Annotated in this window: 23 protein-coding genes and 1 pseudogene; 7 read left to right on the top strand and 17 right to left on the bottom strand. The window is 64.7% G+C overall.

Annotation, left to right across the window (positions count from 1 at the left end; translation table 11 throughout):
• Together A3728_RS20800 and phaR are read left to right on the top strand one after the other, a co-directional pair.
• A pseudogene (locus A3728_RS20800) lies at nt 1-372 on the top strand (3-hydroxybenzoate 4-monooxygenase); the annotation flags it as partial.
• A gap of 92 nt (nt 373-464) precedes the next feature.
• Nucleotides 465-1016, top strand: coding sequence for a polyhydroxyalkanoate synthesis repressor PhaR (gene phaR, locus A3728_RS20795; RefSeq protein ID WP_067928226.1), 552 nt, complete (start codon nt 465-467; stop codon nt 1014-1016).
• 28 nt (nt 1017-1044) lie between these two features.
• Here the strand turns inward: phaR and A3728_RS20790 are convergent, their stop codons facing one another.
• The 14 genes from A3728_RS20790 to secG all read right to left on the bottom strand — a co-directional run bounded on the left by A3728_RS20790 (nt 1045) and on the right by secG (nt 13696).
• The gene (locus A3728_RS20790) at nt 1045-2349 is read right to left on the bottom strand and encodes an NAD(P)/FAD-dependent oxidoreductase (RefSeq protein ID WP_067928223.1); all 1305 of its coding nucleotides are present in this window, start codon (nt 2347-2349) and stop codon (nt 1045-1047) included.
• Nucleotides 2350-2352: 3 nt separating this feature from the next.
• Complete coding sequence (locus A3728_RS20785; RefSeq protein WP_067928220.1) at nt 2353-3711, bottom strand: glutamine synthetase family protein; 1359 nt, start codon at nt 3709-3711, stop codon at nt 2353-2355.
• Entirely contained in the window at nt 3711-4403 is a 693-nt protein-coding gene (locus A3728_RS20780) for a type 1 glutamine amidotransferase (RefSeq protein ID WP_067928216.1), read from the bottom strand. The genes A3728_RS20785 and A3728_RS20780 overlap by 1 nt, the downstream gene beginning before the upstream one ends.
• A gap of 3 nt (nt 4404-4406) precedes the next feature.
• Complete coding sequence (locus tag A3728_RS20775; protein ID WP_067928214.1) at nt 4407-5741, bottom strand: glutamine synthetase family protein; 1335 nt, start codon at nt 5739-5741, stop codon at nt 4407-4409.
• A gap of 101 nt (nt 5742-5842) precedes the next feature.
• Nucleotides 5843-6649 carry an ABC transporter permease gene (locus A3728_RS20770; protein ID WP_067928211.1) on the bottom strand — a complete coding sequence of 269 codons (807 nt, stop codon included), beginning with the start codon at nt 6647-6649 and terminating at the stop codon, nt 5843-5845.
• Nucleotides 6646-7527 (bottom strand): ABC transporter permease, encoded by an 882-nt coding sequence (locus A3728_RS20765; protein WP_067928208.1) that lies wholly within the window; start codon nt 7525-7527, stop codon nt 6646-6648. The genes A3728_RS20770 and A3728_RS20765 overlap by 4 nt, the downstream gene beginning before the upstream one ends.
• A gap of 95 nt (nt 7528-7622) precedes the next feature.
• Complete coding sequence (locus A3728_RS20760; RefSeq protein ID WP_067928205.1) at nt 7623-8354, bottom strand: transporter substrate-binding domain-containing protein; 732 nt, start codon at nt 8352-8354, stop codon at nt 7623-7625.
• Between the two features lie 27 nt (nt 8355-8381).
• Nucleotides 8382-9158, bottom strand: a complete 777-nt coding sequence (locus A3728_RS20755) for an ABC transporter ATP-binding protein (protein WP_067928201.1) — start codon at nt 9156-9158, stop codon at nt 8382-8384.
• 99 nt (nt 9159-9257) lie between these two features.
• Entirely contained in the window at nt 9258-9698 is a 441-nt protein-coding gene (locus tag A3728_RS20750) for a tellurite resistance TerB family protein (RefSeq protein ID WP_067928238.1), read from the bottom strand.
• Nucleotides 9699-9799: 101 nt separating this feature from the next.
• Complete coding sequence (locus A3728_RS20745) at nt 9800-10237, bottom strand: tellurite resistance TerB family protein (protein ID WP_067928198.1); 438 nt, start codon at nt 10235-10237, stop codon at nt 9800-9802.
• A 72-nt stretch (nt 10238-10309) separates the two neighbouring features.
• On the bottom strand, nt 10310-10603 hold the full coding sequence (locus A3728_RS20740) for a DUF1330 domain-containing protein (RefSeq protein ID WP_067928194.1): 294 nt from the start codon (nt 10601-10603) through the stop codon (nt 10310-10312).
• A complete protein-coding gene (locus A3728_RS20735; RefSeq protein ID WP_067928190.1) occupies nt 10603-11406 on the bottom strand; it encodes a 23S rRNA (adenine(2030)-N(6))-methyltransferase RlmJ in 804 nt (267 codons plus the stop codon). Before A3728_RS20735 ends, A3728_RS20740 begins: the two co-directional genes overlap by 1 nt.
• 97 nt (nt 11407-11503) lie before the next feature.
• Nucleotides 11504-13150, bottom strand: a complete 1647-nt coding sequence (locus A3728_RS20730; protein ID WP_067928235.1) for a CTP synthase — start codon at nt 13148-13150, stop codon at nt 11504-11506.
• A 180-nt stretch (nt 13151-13330) separates the two neighbouring features.
• Nucleotides 13331-13696 (bottom strand): preprotein translocase subunit SecG, encoded by a 366-nt coding sequence (gene secG / locus A3728_RS20725; protein ID WP_067928187.1) that lies wholly within the window; start codon nt 13694-13696, stop codon nt 13331-13333.
• A gap of 384 nt (nt 13697-14080) precedes the next feature.
• Here secG and nthA point away from each other — a divergent pair, with 384 nt between their 5' ends.
• Genes nthA through A3728_RS20710 form a run of 3 tightly spaced genes read left to right on the top strand, consistent with a single transcriptional unit; the run spans nt 14081 to nt 15722 of the window.
• Nucleotides 14081-14710, top strand: coding sequence for a nitrile hydratase subunit alpha (nthA, locus tag A3728_RS20720; RefSeq protein ID WP_067928232.1), 630 nt, complete (start codon nt 14081-14083; stop codon nt 14708-14710).
• Nucleotides 14707-15381, top strand: coding sequence for a nitrile hydratase subunit beta (gene nthB / locus A3728_RS20715; protein ID WP_067928184.1), 675 nt, complete (start codon nt 14707-14709; stop codon nt 15379-15381). The genes nthA and nthB overlap by 4 nt, the downstream gene beginning before the upstream one ends.
• The gene (locus A3728_RS20710; protein WP_067928181.1) at nt 15378-15722 is read left to right on the top strand and encodes a nitrile hydratase accessory protein; all 345 of its coding nucleotides are present in this window, start codon (nt 15378-15380) and stop codon (nt 15720-15722) included. The genes nthB and A3728_RS20710 overlap by 4 nt, the downstream gene beginning before the upstream one ends.
• Here the strand turns inward: A3728_RS20710 and A3728_RS20705 are convergent.
• Nucleotides 15707-15919, bottom strand: coding sequence for a hypothetical protein (locus tag A3728_RS20705; RefSeq protein ID WP_067928178.1), 213 nt, complete (start codon nt 15917-15919; stop codon nt 15707-15709). The two genes, A3728_RS20710 and A3728_RS20705, sit on opposite strands and share 16 nt — an antisense overlap.
• Before the next feature lie 40 nt (nt 15920-15959).
• Nucleotides 15960-16355: a DUF6524 family protein gene (locus tag A3728_RS20700; protein ID WP_067928174.1), complete on the bottom strand. Its 396-nt coding sequence runs from the start codon at nt 16353-16355 to the stop codon at nt 15960-15962.
• Nucleotides 16356-16517: 162 nt separating this feature from the next.
• On the opposite strand from A3728_RS20700, the gene A3728_RS20695 reads away from it, so the two are divergent.
• Both A3728_RS20695 and A3728_RS20690 read left to right on the top strand, forming a co-directional pair.
• Nucleotides 16518-17810 (top strand): adenylosuccinate synthase, encoded by a 1293-nt coding sequence (locus tag A3728_RS20695; protein WP_067928172.1) that lies wholly within the window; start codon nt 16518-16520, stop codon nt 17808-17810.
• A complete protein-coding gene (locus A3728_RS20690) occupies nt 17810-18049 on the top strand; it encodes a DUF2842 domain-containing protein (RefSeq protein WP_067928169.1) in 240 nt (79 codons plus the stop codon). Before A3728_RS20695 ends, A3728_RS20690 begins: the two co-directional genes overlap by 1 nt.
• Before the next feature lie 129 nt (nt 18050-18178).
• On the opposite strand, the gene A3728_RS23325 is transcribed toward A3728_RS20690, so the two are convergent.
• The coding region (locus tag A3728_RS23325; protein ID WP_067928167.1) for a hypothetical protein at nt 18179-20191 on the bottom strand (2013 nt) is incomplete at its 5' end.

Genomic DNA, 20191 nt, shown 5'->3' with positions numbered 1-20191 from the left:
GCCGTGGCGCGGTTTTGCGACCGGCTCGGCACCGACGGGGCGAGCCCCTTGCGCCGCTATACCCCGCCGGGCGCGGACCCGGATGCCCTGTTCGATCTGCGCGCCGTTTTCGATGCGCCCCATCGGGCGCTGGAGGTGACGGATATGCCCGCGTTGCTGCGCCCCGCCAAGGGCCGCTTTGGGCTGACGGACCATGAAAAGGTCTTTGCCCCCGATCCGCAGGTGGACATTTATGCGCTGCGCGGGATCGACCGGGCGCGGGGCAGTCTGGTGGTCGTGCGCCCGGATCAGTACGTGGCCCATGTGCTGGCGCTGGAGGATCACGCGTCACTGACTGAATTCTTCGCCGGTTTCATGCGCCCGGCAGGCTGAATGGGCCCGGGAAAGACCGGGGCGCAATCTTCTTTTCATTTGGGGCGGGCTGTCCTAGGCTGCGGTGCAGCACGTTTCTCAGGAGGACGATCGTGGCGGACAAACCCAAGCCCTTGCTGATCAAACGCTATGCCAGTCGCAGGCTCTACAATACGGAGACGAGCGATTACGTCACGCTGGAGGATATCGCCGGTTTCATCCGTGACGGGCGCGAAGTGCAGATCGTGGACCTCAAGTCCGGGGACGACCTGACGCGGCAGTATCTGCTTCAGATCATCGCGGAGCATGAAAGCCGGGGCGAATCCGTTCTGCCCGTCGATGTGCTGACCGATCTGGTGCGCAGCTACATGTCGGGCGATGTGTCGGTGGTGCCGCAGTTCCTGCAGGCGTCCTTTGACATGCTGCGCGACGGTCAGGCCCGGGTGATGGAAAACATGACCACGATGAACCCCATGGCGAAGATGCCGGGGCTCGAGGTGATGCAGGCGCAGCAGCAGGCCTTTATGAAGGCGATGACCGGCGGCTGGCCGAAGGGGCGGGGCATGTCCTCCGGCCCGGAGCGGGAAAGCGAGTCGGGCGAGGATCTGGATGCCATCCGCAAGCAATTGGCCGAATTGCAGGAAAAACTGTCCAAGATGAAGTGACGGGCGGCGCGCAGGCGCGGCCCCCGCTTCAGATGCCCAGCCGGTCGCGCATCGCGTACCATGACATCGCCAGCGCCAGCAGCGGTGTGCGCAGCGCGACACCCCCCGGAAAGGGCGGCGCGGGCAGCGCCGCCATGGTATCGAACCCGTCGTCATCGCCGCAGATCGCCAGCGCCATGAGCTTTCCCGCCTGCGTGGCATTACCCACGCCATGCCCTGAATAACCGGAGGCGGAGAGGATGTTGGGCGCCACCCGGGCAAGGTAGGGCAGGCGTTTCATCGTGATGGCGAGCGTGCCGCCCCATGCGTAGTCGATCTTGATGTCCGCCAGATGGGGAAAGATCTCTGCCATGGGTTTACGCACCTTGGCCGCGATATCCGCGGGGAAACGATACCCGTAGCTTTCCCCGCCGCCGAACAGCAGCCTGCCGTCGTGCGAAAGCCTGAAGTAGTTCACCACGAAGCGGCTGTCGGCCACGGCCACGTCGCGCGGTAGCACCTCTGCCACGCGCGCGCCCAGCGGTTCGGTCGCGGCGATGAAGTTGTTGATGGGCATGACCCGTGTGGCCACGCCCGGATCGAGCCGGCCCAGATAGCCGTTGCAGGCGATGACGACGTGATCGGCCCGGACCTGTCCCTCCTTCGTCCGCAGGGTGGCGGGGGTACCCTTGTCGATGGCCAGCACGGCGCTGCCTTCATGGATCGTCACGCCCGCGTCGCGCGCCGCCCGGGCAAGGCCGAGCGCGAAGTTCAGCGGGTGCAGGTGCGCCGCGCCCATGTCCAGCGTGCCGCCCCGGTAATCGGGCGAGAGGCAGACGCCTTGCAGGGCGGCGTGATCGAGCGTTTCGATCTGGTCGTAGCCGTAGTGTTTGCGCAGATGATCCGCGTAATGGTGCAGGTGCCGCACCTCCCGGTCGGAGGAGGCGGTATGGACCACGCCGGGCTTGAGGTGACAGTCGATCCCGTGGCGCGCCCCGAGGTCCTTGACCAGCGCCTTCGCGTCCTCGCCAAGATCCCAGAGGCGGCGGGCGGCGTCCTCGCCCAGCATACGCTCCAGATCGTCCTGTTCGACCCGCTGGCCGCTGCCCAACTGCCCGCCATTGCGCCCCGAGGCCCCGAAGCCCACGCGCTGCGCTTCCAGAAGGATCACGCGCCGCCCCGCTTCGGCAAGGTGCAGCGCCGCCGAAAGCCCGGTGTAGCCGCCGCCGATCACGCAGACATCGGCGCGCGCCTCGCCCTTCAGCGCGGGAAAGGCGGGCAGGGGCGTGGCGGTGGCCGCATACCAGCTGTCGGGATAGGCCCCGGCCCGGTCATTGGCATAGAGCAGGTCCATGGCTCAGACGTTCATCAACAGATGTTCACGCTCCCACGGGGAAATGACCTGCAGGAATTCGTCGTATTCGGCACGTTTCACGATGCCATAGACACGGGCGAATTCGGGGCCGAGCACCTTGTGCAGGGCGGTCGATTCCTCGAAGAGGTCCAGCGCCTCGCCCAGAACGCGGGGGATGTCGCCGTCGCCATCGTAGGCGTCACCGTGGAATTCGGGCAGCGGGTCGCGGCCTTCGGTCAGGCCGAGGTAGCCGCAAGCGAGGGAGGCGGCGATGCCCAGATAGGGGTTGCAGTCCATCCCGGCGAGCCGGTTTTCCACCCGCCGCGCGCCGGGGCTGGACAGCGGCACCCGGATCCCGGTGGTGCGGTTGTCGCGCCCCCATTCGAGGTTGATGGGTGCCGCGTGGTCCTTCACGTAGCGGCGATAGCTGTTCACGTAAGGTGCAATAACGGCAAGTGCCGCGGGCATATGGTTCTGCAGGCCCGCGATGAAGTGATGAAACTCCGCCGTTTCCTTGCCGTCCTCGTCGGAAAAGATGTTGCGGCCATCCTCTGCCGTCAGCACCGAATGGTGGATATGCATGGCGCTGCCGGGTTCGTCGGCGATGGGCTTGGCCATGAAGGTGGCATAGCAATCGTGGCGCAGCGCGGCTTCGCGGATCAGGCGCTTGAAATAGAACACCTCATCAGCCAGCCGCACCGGGTCGCCGTGGATGAGGTTGATCTCCAACTGTCCCGCACCGCCTTCCTGCGTGATGCCGTCGATCTCGAACCCCTGCGCTTCGGCGAAATCATAGATGTCGTCGATCACCGGGCCGAATTCATCGACCGCGGTCATGGAATAGGCCTGCCGGGCGGCAGCAGGACGGCCCGAGCGGCCCATCATCGGCTTGATCTCATGCGCGGGATCGAGGTTGCGGGCGACGAGAAAGAATTCCATCTCGGGTGCGACGATCGGTTCCCACCCCTTGTCGCGGTAAAGCTGCACCACGCGCTTGAGCACGTTGCGCGGCGAATAGGGCACCGGTTCGCCGTCGCGGTTGAAGGCATCGTGAATGACCTGCAGCGTCCAATCCGCCGTCCACGGTGCTGCCGTGGCGGTATCCATGTCGGGGCGCAGGATCATGTCTTTTTCGATGAAACCCTCATCACCCGCCGCTTCGCCCCATTCGCCGGTGATCGTCTGGTAAAAGATGCTGTCGGGCAGGTGGAAATATTCCTGCCGCGCGAATTTCGTGGCGGGCACCGCCTTGCCGCGTGCGATCCCCGGTAGATCGGGAATGATACATTCCACTTCGTCGAGGCGTTTGCCATCGAGGTATTGCCGTGCCGATGCGGGGAGTTCATCCATCCAGTCGGCCATCAGGGCCTCTCTTTCTTTCGGTTTTCCTTGAAGAACGCGGCCATGCGGTCCGCGACGGTTGCATTGTCGATGGGGGCGTCCAGCAACGCGCTGGCTTCCTGCAACTGGTGATCGGGTACGACACCCTTGCCCCGGGTCTTGATCAAACCGTCGATGAAATCGTGGTTAAATTCGGGATGCGGCTGGATCGTCCAGATGCTGTCACCGTAAAGCAGGGCCGCGTTTTCGCAAAAGTCGGAAGAACCGATGACCTGTGCCCCTTCGGGCCGTTCGACGACCTGATCCTGATGCCAGGCGTTGAGCGCCACGCGGTTCCCTTCCAGTTCATATTCCGTGCGGCCCACGGACCAGCCGCCCGCGAATTTCTCGACCTTGCCGCCAAGGGCCTGTGCGATGATCTGGTGGCCGAAGCAGACGCCGATCATGGGGCGACCGTCATCGCGGGTTTCGCGGATGAACTCTTCGAGCGGCGGGATCCAGTCATGCGGCTCATACGCCCCGTGTTTCGAGCCGGTGATGAGCCAGCCGTCGGCTTGGCCTACGTCATCGGGGAATTCATTGTCCACGACGGACCAGATCTGAAAGTCGAAGTCGTGCCCGGCGAGCAGCTTGGTGAACATCTGGCCGTAATCGCCCAGCTTCTCCTTGAAGTCGTCCGGGGAATGGCCTGTCTGAAGGATGCCGATTTTCATGGATCACACCGTATCGAGATAGATCTCGACCTGTTCCTGGGGGGTCAGTTCCTGCATGTAATGCAATTCCTGCCGCTTGGTGAGGACGAAGTTGCGGATAAGCTCGGGCGCGAAGATGCGCGCGACCTCGGGGCTGGCCTCGAAGGCGTCGATGGCGCTTTGCCAGTCGCCGGGAATCTGGGGCAGGTTGGCGGCATAGGCGTTGCCGGTAATGGGGGCGGGGGGTTCCACCTCGTCCTCGATCCCGTTCATCGCGGCACCCAGCACGGCGGCCAGCATCAGATAGGGGTTCACATCGCCGCCCGACACGCGGTGTTCGATCCGCCGCGCCTTGTGGCTGCCCGAAGGGATGCGGATGGAGGAGGTGCGGTTTTCATAGGCCCATGAGATACCCGTGGGCGCATGGGCGCCGGGCACCATGCGGTCAAAGCTGTTGAGATGCGGCGCGAAGACAAGGGCGCAGCCCGACATCGCGTTCATGCAACCGGCGACCGCGTGGCGCATCATCGCTGTGCCTTCGGGGCCGCCGTTGTCGAAGACGTTCTCGCCCTCGGTATCCAGCACCGAAAAATGCGTATGCAGGCCGGAGCCCGAATAATCCTCGTAAGGTTTGGCCATGAAGCTGGCGGCAAAGCCGTGACGGCGGGCAAGGCCCTTCACCAGCATCTTGAAGAGCCAGGCATCGTCGGCGGCGCGCAGCGCGTCGTCGCAATGCATCAGATTGATCTCGAACTGGCCCAGCCCCGCTTCGGAAATGGCGGTATCGGCGGGAATATCCATCTCTTCGCAGGCGTCGTAGAGATCGGTGAAGAATTCATCGAACTGGTCGAGTGCGCGGATCGAAAGCGTCTCGGCGGCCTTGCGGCGCTTGCCGGATCGGGGTGAGAGCGGCACCTGCAACTTGCGGCCCGAATCGTCGATCAGGAAGAATTCCAGTTCCACCGCGCAGACGGGGGTGAGGCCGCGTTCGCGGTAGCGGTCGAGCACGGCACGCAGGGCATGGCGCGGATCGCCCGCATAGGGGCGGCCGTCTTCGTGGAACATCCAGATCGGCAGCAGCGCGGTGGGCGCATCGAGCCACGGCATGGGCATGAAGCCCCGCTCCGTCGGTTTCAGCACGCCGTCGGCGTCGCCCGAATCGAACACCAGCGGGCTGTCGTCGATGTCTTCGCCCCAGATGTCGAGGTTCAGCACCGACATGGGAAAACGGGTGCCTTCGGTCGTGACCTTGTCGGCAAAACGGGTGGGGATGCGTTTGCCACGGGCCTGCCCGTTCAGATCGGCCGCGGCCACGCGGATCGTCCGGACCTGAGGATGCTTACGGAGCCAGTTGTTCATACGTCACCTGTAAGGCGGTGGGCATGAGAAATGCGGCTTGGCCGGGGCGGCGAAGGGCATCCGACGCCCACGCGCCGGATAATTTGATCAAATGTTGGATACTACCGGATCAGATTGGGACGCAAGCGAATTTTGCGCCGGTTTGCCTGCGGCAGATGCCGGTTCAACCGGGCGTTGACCGCACCGAAGGCCGCGATGACGCAAATTGTCAGCAGGATGAAATAGCCTGCGAGGATCGGATAGGGGATGAAGGGATTGAACGTCTTGTCCGCGAAATAGCTCGCGTAATAGAGCGCATCGCCGCGCTGCTGCCATGCCGGGAACCCGGTGAAGAACACCAGCGTCGTGGCATGGAAGAGAAAGATCGCCTCGTTCGTGTAGGCGGGCCAGGCCAGCCGCAACATGGTGGGCCAGATCACCCGCTTGAACCTTGTCCAGCCGGTCAGACCGTAGGCATCCGCGGCTTCCACGTCTCCCTTGGGGATGGATTGCAGCGCGCCATAGAAAATCTCACCCGAGTAGGCGGCGGTGTTGCAGAAGAGGACGATCAAAGCCCCCAGCCAAGCGGCGGTGAAGGGGTCGAAGAAGTCGTATTGGGATTTCAGAGTCAGAAAGAGGAAATAGCCGAAGAAGAACTGGATGAAGAGCGGCGAGCCGCGGAAGACGAAGATGAACCATTCCGCAGGCTTGCGCAGCCATAGGGACGATTGCGCCTTGCCCACCCCCAGCAAGGTAGCAAAGAAGAAACCTGTCACCAGTGCCACGACGCCGAAATAGATGTTCCAGATCATGCCGGAGCCGATCAGGGTGAACTGCTCGCACAGGGTGAAATTGTCACGTGGCAGCAACCGCTCGCCGATCCCTACGGCGCGCAACCCGTAATCCTGTATCGTCTGAAGACAGCTCATGCGGCGCGCCTGCGCGCTTCGCCGCCGGTGGTGGCCTGACCGGTAGTCAGCCTGTCCATCAGCCGGTCGAGCACTTTTTCCGATACCCGGGTGAAGATCAGGTAAAAGACAAGAAGCCCGAGGAAATACCACATCCGCCAGTCGCCATGGGGATAATCGGTAAAGCGGGGCGTCTTCGAGCCGCCCAATTCGCGCGCCCAGTAGACGATATCCTCCACCCCCAGCAGGAACAGCAGCGGCGTGGCCTTGATCAGCACCATCCAGAGGTTCGACAGCCCCGGCAGCGCATAGACCCACATCTGCGGCACCAGCACGCGCCAGTAGGTCTGGCGCCGGGTCATGCCGTAGGCCGCGGCGGTTTCAAGCTGGGCATGGGGCACCGCGCGCATCGCCCCGAAGAGCACATTGGCGGCAAAGGCCCCGAACACGATGGAAAAGGTCAGGACGGCGAGGGCGAAACCATAGGTTTCATGCACCCATTGCGGCGCGTTCCCAAGCGGCATCTTGGCCGCCTGGCAGACGACGAAATCATTGCCCTGACGGATGGGCATGTCCCACCCGGGGCAGAGCGCTTTGTGGCGCAGGTATTCGATCCCCTGATCGAGGGCGATGACGAAGAACAGGAAAAAGGCGATGTCGGGCACGCCGCGCACGATGGCGATATAGGCCTTGCCCAGCCAGCGCAGGGGCGCGAACTGCGCCCGCGCGGCAGAAGCACCCGCAAACCCGAAGGCCAGCGCGACCGGGGCCGTGATCGCCAGCAGCACAAGCACGACGACCACCGATCCATAGAGCGCCATGTGCTTGCCCGTGGTCAGGTAGCAGCTGAGCCAGGTCAGGCCGTCCAGTTGCGAAGGATCTGCGCAGAAATCGAAAATGGCGGCGCTCGTGGGTCAGGACGGATATGAGTATTTGCGAAAGGGTGAAGGGGAAGGCCGCCTGGCCCTCCCCTCCGGAACCGCGCGGGGCGGGATCAGAAGGTGGCCGAACCCGGCAGGTGCTTCACGATCAGTTCGTTGAGCGTGCCGTCGTCCTTCATGGACTGGATGGCCGCGTTGAACTTCTCCCGCAGCTCACCGTCGCTTTCGCGGATGCCAAGGCCGATGCCGCCGCCCAGAAGCACGTCATCGCCCACGATGGAGAGATCCGCTTCTGCTTCCGCGATGGGTTCGAGGAACGCCTTGTCCGCCAGAACCGCATCGGCTTCGCCGTTCTTCACGGCGGCGATGGTTTCTTCGGGGGTTGCGAATTCAACCAGCGTGGCACCGTCCATGGAGGCGATGTGGCTCGCCTGGATGGTGCCGGACTGGGCCGCGATCACGGCGTTCGACATGTCCACGTCATCGCTCATCGCGATGAAGGCGGAGGGGTCGGGCTGGGTGTAGGGATCGGAGAAATCGATGACCTCGTCACGCTCGTCCGTGATGGACATGCCCGCGATGATCACGTCGTAGTTGCCGGACACGAGGTTCGGGATGATGCTGTCCCAGTCGTTGGTGACCCATTCGCAGGTCAGCTCCGCCCGGACGCAGAGCTCATCGCCCAGCTCGCGCTCGAAACCGGCGACTTCGCCGTTGTCGTCAAGGAAGTTGTAGGGGGGGTAGGCGCCTTCGGTGCCGAGGCGCACGGTCTTCATATGCGCATCCGCAAAGGCGGTGCCCGCTGTCAGGGCCAGTGCCGTGGTGGCAAGCAGAATAGTCTTCATGTGGTTTCTCCCGTTGAAGTTTCTTGGTTATGCAGCCTGCGTGGAAGACAGGAATCCACGCAGACGTTCCGATTCGGGCGCGCCGAAGAGTGTTTCCGGCGGGCCCTGTTCCTCGATCAGTCCCTGATGCAGGAACACGACATGGTCCGACACATCGGCGGCCAGTTTCATGTCATGGGTCACGATGATCATGGTGCGGCCTTCGGCGGCCAGATCCTTGATCACCTTGACGACCTCCTGCTCCAATTCGGGATCGAGCGCCGATGTCGGTTCGTCGAAAAGCAGCGCCTCGGGCTCCATGCAGAGCGCGCGCGCGATGGCGGCGCGCTGCTGCTGGCCGCCCGAAAGCTGTGCGGGGTAGACATCGCATTTGTCGCCGATGCCCACCTTGTCGAGATAGCCGCGCGCGGCCTGCTCCACCTCCGCGCGGTCACGGCCCAACACGGTAACGGGCGCTTCCATCACGTTCTGCAGGATCGTCATATGCGCCCACAGATTGAACTGCTGGAACACCATCGACAGGTTCGTGCGGATGCGCAGCACCTGTTTTGCATCTGCCGGGCGGCGGTGATGGCTGCTGCCTTTCCAACTGACGGGTTCGCCCTTGAACCGAATCTCGCCTTGCTGGCTGTCTTCGAGCAGGTTGCAGCAACGCAGCAGAGTCGACTTGCCGGACCCGGATGAGCCAATCAGCGACAGTACATGCCCGCGCGGGGCCGTCATACTGACGCCCTTGAGAACCTCAAGAGCGCCGTAGGCCTTGTGCAGATCATGTATTTCGATGACGGGGGTTTCGGATGTCACACGGGCGCCGTTACTGGTTTCAAGGCGCTATAAAGAGGCAAAAAGCCGGGGTTTGCAACGTGAATCCCGGCAAATGAAGGCGAACCTCACGTCGCCTGTTCAGCCGCGCGCCTCGACCCGCTGGCGCGCCATGGCGCTGTCGGGATCGGTGATGCCCAGCAGGCTGGAGACGAGCCGCAGCAGCGCGTCCTCCTCATCGGCCCGGTCGCCGTCTGCCAGCACCACGGACCACATCGCTTCGATCACCGACAGGCGCTGTTCATAGGGCACCGCATCCTTGATGGCGCGGGTGAAACGCACGGTGTCGGGGGCCTGCGCCTCCAGCGCCTCGGCCTCGCCACGCAGGGTCTGTGCGGCCTCCGGCTGGAGGGCATAGCGTTTCTGCACGATCTGGTCGATACGCGCGCGCTCGCGCGCGGCGTAGTCATTGTCGGCGCGGGCGACGCGGACAAGCAGGGCGGTCAGGGCTAGGCGGGCATCGTCATCGGCCAGCGGCGCCTGATCGGGCTGGGACAGCCGTTTGAGGAAATCAGCAAACATGACCGCCATATAGGCCAGCGGAGGGCCAAGGCAAAGCGTCTGCGTCGCACTTTCTCATGATTAAAAATACTTCGGGGGTCCGGGGGCTGGCCCCCGCTGCGCTAGAGCGACTTCAGCGCGTCGTCACGGGCCGCGCGGATGTCTTCATCGGTGAGGCCGAGGGCGGTTTCGATGGCGAGAAGCTGTATCTCTTCTTCCTCATGCCGGTGCCCGTCGGCCAGCGCGATGGACCACATGGCGCGACCCAGTGCCTTGCGATCGGCGTAGTCGACTTCTTCGCGCACGATACGGATATATTCCGGCGTGCCCGGGGCATCGCGTTCCAGGGCCTCGCAACTGGCACGCAGGCGCGCGGCCTCCAGCGGTTTGAGCCCGAAGGTCCGCGCGAGGATCCGGTCGATCTGGCCGACCTCGTCCGCACGGTAGTCCCGGTCGGCGAAGGCCACGCGCACCAGCAGCGCGCCCAGGGCCAACTGCGGCGTCGGCTGGGGCAGGGGCGCCTTGGCGACCTTTCGGCGGGGGAAGAGACGGCTGAACATGGGCCCTGTTAGCCTAGTTCGGGACGAATGCCCAAGCGCTATTTTGCAAGGGCCCGCCGCTCCGGCGGCCAATCATCCGTCGTAGCCTTCCACGATGATGAGCGTGCCGTCCGACACGTCGAGCCGGATGTCGCGCGCGGCCTGATAAGCGGGGCTTTCATAGCAGGCGACGGCTTCGGCGTAGCTCGGGAACTCGATCACGACGGTACGGGGGCGCGCCGCGCCCTCGCGGCCTTGCTGGGTGCCGCCGCGCACCAGAAACTTCGCGCCGAATTCGGCGAAGGGTTTGGCGTTGGCGCGGCGGTAACGGTCGTAGACGTCAGTGTCATGTACCGTCATGTTCGCGATCCAGTATCCTTTCGGCATCATGTTCTCCGGTGTGTTGGGGCAGGCTTGAGGGTGTCGAATATCGGGTTCAGGCGGCGCGCCGCCTCGGCCATGCCGAAGGGCGGGTTCAGCGCGAAAATGCCGGAGCCCACCATGCCGTGACCCGGTCGTGCGGGCGGAAAGCGCACCTCGTGGCGCAGCGCATCCGGGTGCGCGGCCATCAGCGCCTTGATCATCGGTGCATGTGCCCCGGAGGTCAGGACCGGATACCACAGCAGGATCACGCCCACGTTCCACGCGCGGTGCAGCTTCGCGATATGGCGGGGGATGTCGTCGTAGTCTGTCTTGATCTCGTAGCTGGGGTCAATCAGCAGCAGGCCCCGCCGGGGGGTCGGCGGGCACTGGGCATAGGCCATGTCGAACCCGTCCATCCGGTGACAGCGGGCGGGGTAGGGCGACATGGCAAGATCGAGCGCCGCGTGCTCCTGCGGATGCAACTCGGCCAGATCGATCCTGTCGTCCGGGCGCAGCAACCTTGCGGCCAGCAGGGGGGAGCCGGGATAGGCGCGCGGCCCGTGGTCTGCGCGAATACCTTCAAGGGCGCGGCGATAGGGGTGATCGGCGGGCAGGCGGTCCTCGATCCGTTCGATGCCTTGCGCGGCCTCGCCGGTCTTTTCGGCCTCGGCATCGGACAGGTCGTAGAGCGCGCGGCCCGCGTGGGTTTCCAGATAGCTGAGCGGTTTGTCCTTGCGCGTCATATAGGCAAGGACCCATGCCAGCAGGGCGTGCTTGTGCACATCCGCGAGGTTTCCGGCATGATAGATATGTTGGTAGGACAGCACGGAAGCAGGAATACCGCCTTGGCGGGCAGGTGCAACGGGAATGCACCGTTCCTGCCACCCCTTCGGCGGCGAATCGCGATCCGGGGCGCGGGGCGGGTCAGACCAGCCGGGACATGTCCTTCGCGGCGCGGATGAAATCGGAAAACAGCGGATGCGGCGCGAAAGGCTTCGACTTCAGTTCCGGGTGGAACTGCACGCCGATGAACCACGGATGATCGGACCATTCCACGATCTCCGGCAGGCGACCGTCGGGGGACATGCCGGAAAAGCACAGGCCCGCTTCCTCAAGCTGTTCGCGGTAGGAAATGTCCACCTCGTAGCGGTGCCGGTGGCGTTCGTCGATCGCCGTCGTGCCATAGGCCAGCGCCACTTTCGAGCCTTCCTTGAGCCGCGCGTCATAGGCGCCCAGCCGCATGGTGCCGCCCTTGTCGTCGCCCACCTTGCGTTCGACCTTGTGGTTGCCCTGGATCCATTCCTTGAGGTGATAGACCACCGGCTCGAACCGTTTCTTGCCCGCTTCGTGGTCGAATTCCTCCGACCCGGCGGTCTTGACGCCCGCCACGTTGCGGGCGGCTTCGATCACCGCCATCTGCATGCCGAGGCAGATGCCCAGATAGGGGATCTTGTGCTCACGCGCGTATTGGGCGGCCTTGATCTTGCCCTCGGTGCCCCGTTCGCCAAAGCCCCCGGGGACGAGGATGGCGTGGAACCCTTCGAGGTGGGGGCCCACGTCGGCAGCCGTATCGAAAAGCTCCGAATCGACCCATTCGACGCGCACCTTGACACGGTTGGCCATGCCGCCGTGGGTCAGCGCCTCCTTGATGGATTTATAGGCGTCTTCGAGCTGGGTGTATTTGCCCACGATGGCAACGGTCACTTCGCCTTCGGGGTTGTGCACCCGGTCGGAGACATCGCGCCAGACGGCAAGGTCGGGGCGCGGCGCGGGCGAGATCTGGAAGGCGTCCAGCACTGCCTGATCGAGGCCCTGTTCGTGGTAGGACAGCGGCGCGTCATAGATCGAGGCGAGGTCATAGGCCGCCACGACCGCTTCCTTGCGGACGTTGCAGAACAGGGCGATCTTCTCGCGCTCCTTGTCCGGGATCGGGTGTTCGGAGCGGCAGACGAGGATGTCGGGCGCGATCCCGATGCTTTGCAGTTCCTTGACGGAGTGCTGGGTGGGCTTGGTCTTCAACTCGCCGCTTGCGGCCAGATAGGGCAACAGGGTGAGATGCATGAAGATGCACTGGCCACGCGGTTTGTCGTGGCTGAACTGGCGGATCGCCTCAAAGAACGGCAGCCCTTCGATATCGCCCACGGTGCCGCCGATTTCGCAGAGCATGAAATCGACCTCGTCATCGCCGATGTCGAGGAAATCCTTGATTTCGTTGGTGACATGGGGAACCACCTGGATGGTCTTGCCGAGGTAGTCGCCCCGGCGCTCCTTTTCCAGCACGGTGGAATAGATGCGCCCGGAAGACACCGAATCCGTCATGCGGGCGGGGACGCCGGTAAAACGTTCGTAATGCCCAAGGTCGAGATCGGTTTCCGCGCCATCGTCCGTCACGAAGACTTCGCCATGCTCGAAGGGCGACATCGTGCCGGGATCGACATTCAGGTACGGGTCAAGCTTGCGCAGTCGCACGCTGAACCCGCGCGCCTGCAGCAGGGCACCCAGAGCGGCAGACGCCAGACCTTTGCCCAGCGAGGAAACGACACCGCCGGTGATGAAGATATAGCGTGCCATATATGCGGAGACCCCCGTGATATTCTGATGCGCCAGTCCCAAAGTCCGACTGGCGATGCCGCTGAAACAGCGGCACCACGGGACTTGAGAATAGCAGGATTCGGCGGATCTTGGCAAGGCCGAGGCGCAACATGATGTTGGCGGCGGCCCCGTGATCCTCAATCTGTTGCGGTTACTGGTTTAATCGGCGCTGGGCACCAGCGGCGCGTTGTCTGTCGCCGAGGGCGGCAGCAGGTCGTTTCCGCTGGGCAGGCTGTCACCGGCGGTGCCCGAAGACACGGGAACCGAGTCGCCCAGCCGGTCGATGACCGAGGCCCCGGCGGATTTTCCCGCCGCGATGATGGTCAGCGTGATGGAAGTGATGATGAAGCCGATGGCGAGGATCCATGTCATCTTGCCCAGGGCCGTCGCCGCGGCGCGTCCTGAAACGGCGCCGCCGCCACCGCCACCCATGCCGAGGCCACCGCCTTCGGAACGTTGCAGCAGCACCACCCCGATAAGGCCCAGGGCGAGGAACAGGTGGATGATCAGAACGACGTTTTCCATGGGCGTGAACGGCTTTCGAATTGGCTTTGGGCGTATCTAGGCAAGTTTGGCTTTGGGGGCAAGGGCAGGTTCGGGCCGGTCGGCCCCGGTTTGCCGCTGGAGGCGGCGCGAAGGGGCGGGACGGCCATGGATGGCAGGGCGGGCAGCGGTGGCGGGCGCAAACGAAGACCGCCGCTTTGGGGCGGCGGTCTGTCGAAACGGTACTCTACCACGCCGAGTAAGAGGGCTATCCTGGAATTGAGGTGGATCAGACTCGTTTCGTGCCCTCACCATAGCATGAAATACGCAGATTCTGGCATTATAAGTATGTCGTTTTTTCAAATAGATGTCGCGTTGCCGTGGCGGGCGATGGACAAGGGGATTCGCTCCATGCAGGATGTGGTCATGCCCCATGATCATTCAGACCATTCGCACGGTCCCGACCATCCGCACACCCTGCTGCCGCCGGAGCCTGCGCTGCGGGTACGCGCGCTGGAAACCCTGCTGGAGCGCAAGGGGCTTGTCGATCCCGCGGCGCTGGATGCGATCATCGATACCTATGAAAACCGCATCGGCCCGCGGGGCGGCGCGCAGGTGGTCGCACGGGCATGGACCGAGCCCGAATTCCGCGCAGCCTTGCTGGAGGATGCCACGGCTGCAGTAGCGGATATGGGCCTTTACGGGCGGCAGGGCGAGCATATCGTCGCGGTGGAGAATACCGGCACCGTACACAACATGGTCGTCTGCACGCTGTGCAGTTGCTATCCGTGGCCGCTTCTGGGGATTCCGCCGGGCTGGTACAAATCGGATGCCTACCGCGCGCGCGCCGTGCGCGAGCCGCGCAAGGTGCTGGCCGAGTTCGGGGTGACCCTGCCCAGGGAAACCGCCGTGCGCGTCTGGGACAGCACGGCAGAGGTGCGCTATCTGGTCGTACCGCGCCGGCCCGAGGGGGCGGAGGGGCTGGACAAAGAGGCGCTTGCCGCACTGGTGACCCGCGACAGCATGATCGGCTGCGGCCTTGCGGTGAACCCGTGACGCGCCCCCATGACATGGGCGGGCGCTTTGGCGATGGCGCTGTCGTGCCGGAACCCGAAGGCGAGGTCTGGCACGAGGAATGGCATCCGCGTGCGTTGGCGGTAACGCTGGCGGCAGGGGCGCTGGGCGCATGGAACATCGATGTATCGCGCCATGCGCGTGAGGCGTTGCGCCCGCCGGATTACGCACGATTTTCCTATTACGAAAAATGGCTTGCGGCCCTGGCCGATCTGCTGGTCGCCCGCGATGTCGTCTCCCCGGGGGAACTTTCCGGCGCGGCAGAGCCGTCACAAAGCCCGCTTGCCGCCAAGAAGCTGCAGGCGGCGGATGTGCCTGCGGCGCTGGCCCGGGGCGGCCCCGCCGACCGGCCCGGCGGACCGGATCCCGCCTTTGGCCCCGGTGATGCCGTGCGCACCCGTCCGTTTTCCGAGAACCGAATGGTGGAGGGCGGCCATACCCGCATGCCCGCCTATGCCGCGGGCCGGGTGGGGCGCATCCTGCGGCGGCACGGCACCCATGTGCTGCCCGATGCATCGGCCCATGATCTGGGCGACCGGCCCGAACCGCTTTATGCGGTGGCCTTTCCCGCCGCCGCCCTCTGGGCGCATCCGGAACATCCCGGCGACGAGGTCGTGCTCGACCTGTGGCAAAGCTATCTGGAACCGGCATGACGCGGCCGGAGCCTGCCTTTGACGCACCGTGGCACGCGCAGGTTTTTGCCGTGACGGTCCATCTGAACGAAACCGGTCATTTCACCTGGTCCGACTGGGCCGCGCGTTTTGGCGAGGTGCTGCGACGGCATGGCCTCGACCGGTCGCTCGACGGGGGTGACGATTATTTCCTCGCTTGGCTCGAAACGCTGGAAGGTCTGCTCGCCGAACGCGATCTCGCGACGGAGGCCGAGCGGCGGGAGCTGCGGGACGCATGGGCGGAGGCCTTTCGCAGCACGCCCCACGGCGCGCCGGTGCGTCTGCCGGAGGAGGGGCCGGGGACGGGTCAGCGCCGCGCGTAGATTCCCGCCTTTTGCAGAAAGCGCCGCCACGCCCCCTTGCGCGGCCACCAACCGGATATGCCCCGCCGGGAGCGGGAAAGCCGGTTGAATTCATGCACGTCGATGATGCGTTCGGCACAGCCGCAGCCTTCGCCGGTGGCGACCTTGTCGAAGTAGAACTTCGTGAAATCCTCGGATTGGTCCCGCGTATGTCTCATCCCGTATCGCTCCGTTCTGCGTTTTCCGGCCCGTGATCCCTCAGGCGTCCACGTCGTCCACGTCCGCCTGGCCTGACAGGGCGCGGCGGATGTGGCTCCAGCTCAACCCGATGCCCAGCACGAAGCTGAGCGCCAGAAGCCCCAGCCAGACGTTGACGCTGGAATTGTCTAGCCGCAAAACACCCAGATCGTGCAGCACCCAGAGCGTCGCACCGATAACGGCCAGCACCAGCAGCATCCCGAAGCCGCCGATCGACCGCAGCGTGGCCCGCAGGTAAACGATATAGCCGATGAACAGCAAAAGGCCCGTCAGAACCGCGATCGACAGGTGCTCGTCGCCGTAATAGCGCACCCAGTCGACGTAGTTGAAAGGCGTCGGGTTGAATGTTGCGGCCAGCAGCACGAAAGCGCAGAGCCAGCGGATGACGAAACCCATGCGGGGCCCTCCTTTGTGCGATCGGCGCTTTCTTAGCGGGAAGGGGGCGTTGCTGTCCACGCGGCATGCCGGATCGGCCAAGCCTTGCCGTCGGGTTTTTCGGTTTCGCCCTGCCGCGCGGGGGGTTATACGGACGCGGATCGTGGCAAAGGAATGAACAGCATGGCCAACGTAGTCGTCGTGGGCGCCCAGTGGGGCGACGAAGGCAAGGGAAAGATCGTCGATTGGCTTTCGGAACGGGCCGACGTCATCGCGCGGTTTCAGGGCGGGCATAACGCGGGGCATACGCTGGTCATCGACGGCGAAGTCTTCAAGCTGTCGCTGCTGCCCTCGGGCATCGTGCGCGGCGGCAAGCTGAGCGTGATCGGCAACGGCGTCGTGCTGGACCCTTGGCATCTGGTCAAGGAAATCGAGGGTCTGCGCGGGCAGGGTGTGACCATCACCCCGGACACGCTGATGATCGCCGAGAACACGCCGCTGATCCTGCCCATCCATGGCGAGCTGGACCGCGCGCGCGAGGCGCAGAATTCGGTGGCCAAGATCGGCACCACGGGCCGCGGAATCGGCCCGGCCTATGAGGACAAGGTGGGGCGCCGTTCCGTGCGGGTTGCCGATCTGGCGGATGACGCCACGCTTGAGCTGCGGGTAGACCGCGCGCTGGTGCATCACGACGCCCTGCGCCGTGGCCTCGGCCTTGACCCCGTGGACCGCGACGCGCTGCTGGCCAGCCTGCGGGAGATCGCGCCCGCCGTGCTCGAATACGCCGCACCGGTCTGGAAGGTGCTGAACGAGAAGCGCAAGGCGGGCAAGCGCATCCTGTTCGAGGGCGCGCAGGGCGCGCTCTTGGACATCGACTTTGGCACCTATCCTTTCGTCACCTCCTCCAACGTGATCGCGGGGCAGGCGGCGACGGGCACGGGCATCGGGCCCGGCTCGATCGATTTCGTGCTGGGCATCGTGAAGGCCTATACCACCCGCGTGGGCGAAGGCCCGTTCCCGGCGGAACTGGACGATGCCGACGGCCAGCGGCTGGGTGAGCGGGGGCATGAATTCGGCACCGTCACGGGCCGCAAGCGCCGCTGCGGCTGGTTCGATGCGGTTCTGGTCCGCCAGACCTGTGCCACATCCGGGGTGCGGGGCATCGCGCTGACCAAGCTGGACGTGCTGGACGGATTCGAGACCCTGAAGATCTGCGTGGGTTACGAATTGGACGGCAAGCGGCTGGACCATTTGCCCACTGCGGCGGATCAGCAGGCCCGCTGCACCCCGGTCTACGAGGAAATGCCGGGCTGGTCGCAATCGACCGAAGGGGCGCGCAGCTGGGCTGACCTGCCGGCGGAAGCCATCAAATACGTGCGCCGCGTCGAAGAACTGATCGAATGCCCTGTCGCGCTTCTTTCCACCTCGCCGGAGCGGGAGGACACCATACTGGTGACTGACCCGTTCGCCGACTGATGGCGCTTTCCTACAAGGCGCGTCGGCGGTGGTCGCTGGTGATCCTGCTGGTGGGGCTGCCGCTCTATATTATTCTGGCGGTCTCCGTGATCGGCATGTTCGAGCGGCCCTCGATCCTTGTGGAACTGCTGGTTTACGTGGCGCTGGGTGTGATCTGGGCGATTCCCTTCCGGTTTGTTTTCCGTGGGGTCGGGCAGGCCGACCCGGACGCCCGGGACGAGGACGGGCCGAAGGGCTGAACCAAGGTCGCGGGCCTCTGATGCCTGACCGGATTGGCTCACCTGTCTGCCTATTTGCAGATACCCCACCAAAGCAGAAGGGCGGCCCTTTCGGTGCCGCCCTTTCAGCGTTGTGCCCTGCAGGCCGGTTCAGCCTGCCGCGCGTTGATCCGGCTTGAAGCCGATGTCGTCGGAGACGGTGAATTGGCCGCCCTTGATCTTCTCGATCTTGCCGGCGCGAAGAAGCTGGCCAAAGGACCGCAGACCGTCCTCGCGCGAAAATTCGGGCGCATCGGCCTGCCGCACCTTCGTCATCAGTTGCGGGCGGGAGAATTGGTCCTTGCCCTCGACGAAGGCAATATAGGCGGCGGCGGCTTCCAGCAGGTCGGGCAGACGCGTGGCCCCCATCTCTGCCGCGAAATCGGCAAAGCTGCTGTCCGTATCCTCGGTCACTTCGGCGACAGCAGCGACACGACGCGGCGAAACGGGCCCCGCGGGGCGGGGGCGGGCGGTGTCGATGCGCTGCTCGGCCACCAGTTTGAGCGGAGCGGGGCGGCCTTCGCCGGGGCGCTGATGGCGTGATCCTTCGGGCGAGGTGGCGGGGCGGCGCGGGCGCACCACTTCGGCCAGATCGCTGCGATAGGCGCCATCCTCGTCGTCACCGCTTCCGTTCGATCCACCCATCGCCTGATCGGCCTTCTTGGAGGCGACAGCAGCCCGCAGATGGGCGAAAGCATCCCGACGCGTGGCGCTTTCGGGTTCGTCCATCTGATGATCGGTTTCCGCCATGAGACGGCTCATGTTGGTATCGGTGCCATCCTCGATCTCGGGCAGGACGGCACGCGCGGCGGCGCGCACCGCGGCGTGTTCTTCGGCGCTGCTGTCGTCCGAGGGGGCGGCGGCCTTTTCCGCGGCCTCGTTCTGGGCGGTTTCGCGGGATTTGGCCTGCGCCTCTTTCAAAGCACGGTCATCGGCTTCGACCTGCGCGAGTTCGCGCGCCAGTTCGTCCTCTTCCTCTTTGGTGAGGGAGGAGGTCTTGCGCAGTTCCTCTTCCTTGCGGAGCTTGCGCTGGCGAGCCTTGTTGCCTTCGTCCTGTGCGGCGGCAGGCTTCTCGGCCTTTTGTTCGTCGCCAGCATCGGCGTTGTCTTCCGCCGGGTCGTAGGCTTCGACCTCACCCTTGGCCATCGCGGCATCGAGCGCATCGCGGTTGACGGTGATGATGCGGCCCTTGGGTTCGGCTTCGTCCTCGCCAAGGGGGTCGGCACTGCCGCGCGCTTCTGCGCTGGCGCGCACCTCGGTCCCCGTGGCACTGCTGCGTGGCGCGGTGGCACGGGCGGTTTCAGTCTCTTCTTCCTCGCCTTCGGCTTCATCATCTGCTTCGGCAAGGCCAAAGAGGTTCTGAATGGCGCTCAGGTCGCCCTCGTCGATCTGGCCCGCGCTGCCTGTGCCGTTGGAGGCCCCGAAACGCATCGTACCCCGGCGACCACGGGCATCGGCCTGATCCAGCCGGGCGAGAATGGCGGCAATGTCGTCTTCTTCGTCTTCGTCGTCCTCTTCGGCGCGAGCGGTTTCGTCGGCGGCATCATCGGCATCCAGCGCGTCTTCGATATCGCGGCGGGCAGCCGCGACTGGGTCAGACATCAGAACGGGATCTGCCGTGGCAATGACGTCCTGCGCGTCTTCCTCCGCTTCGGCGGTGTCCTCGGGTTCTTCTGTTTCGGCAGTGGTGGCGTGATCTTCCTCCTCCGCTTCGGCGACAGGTTCGGTCACGGCATCCTGGGCGGTGTCATCCTCTGCAGCCTCGGGCAGTTCGGAGGGGGCATCATCCTGCGCGGCGTTTTCCTGAACCGGCTCCTCCTCCGGCACGTCCTCGCCTTGCGCGAAATCCCGGGCCGCGTCGTCCTGCGGCATGGAAGCCGCCGGCGCCTCTTCCTCTTCGGTATCCTCGGCAAAGCTCGTTTCCTGCTGGGACACGACGGCGCGGATGCGCTGCAGTTTGGCCGCGATGCTTTCCACGGGGCGGGCGGGGGTTTCGTCAATCTCGCCGTCCGGATCCTCTTCGGCGGTGATGCCGGAGGTGCCGCTGTTGACGAAGAAGGAATCGATATCCCCGTCGTCCGCGTCTTCTGCCGCCGGGGTCGGTTCAACTGCCGGGGCAGGTGC

The sequence above is a fragment of the Sulfitobacter sp. HI0040 genome (genome assembly GCF_001634885.1).
In the GTDB taxonomy this organism is placed as follows: domain Bacteria; phylum Pseudomonadota; class Alphaproteobacteria; order Rhodobacterales; family Rhodobacteraceae; genus Sulfitobacter.
The sequence above is the reverse complement of the archived record's forward strand: the minus strand, read 5'-3'. Positions and strand labels throughout refer to the sequence as shown.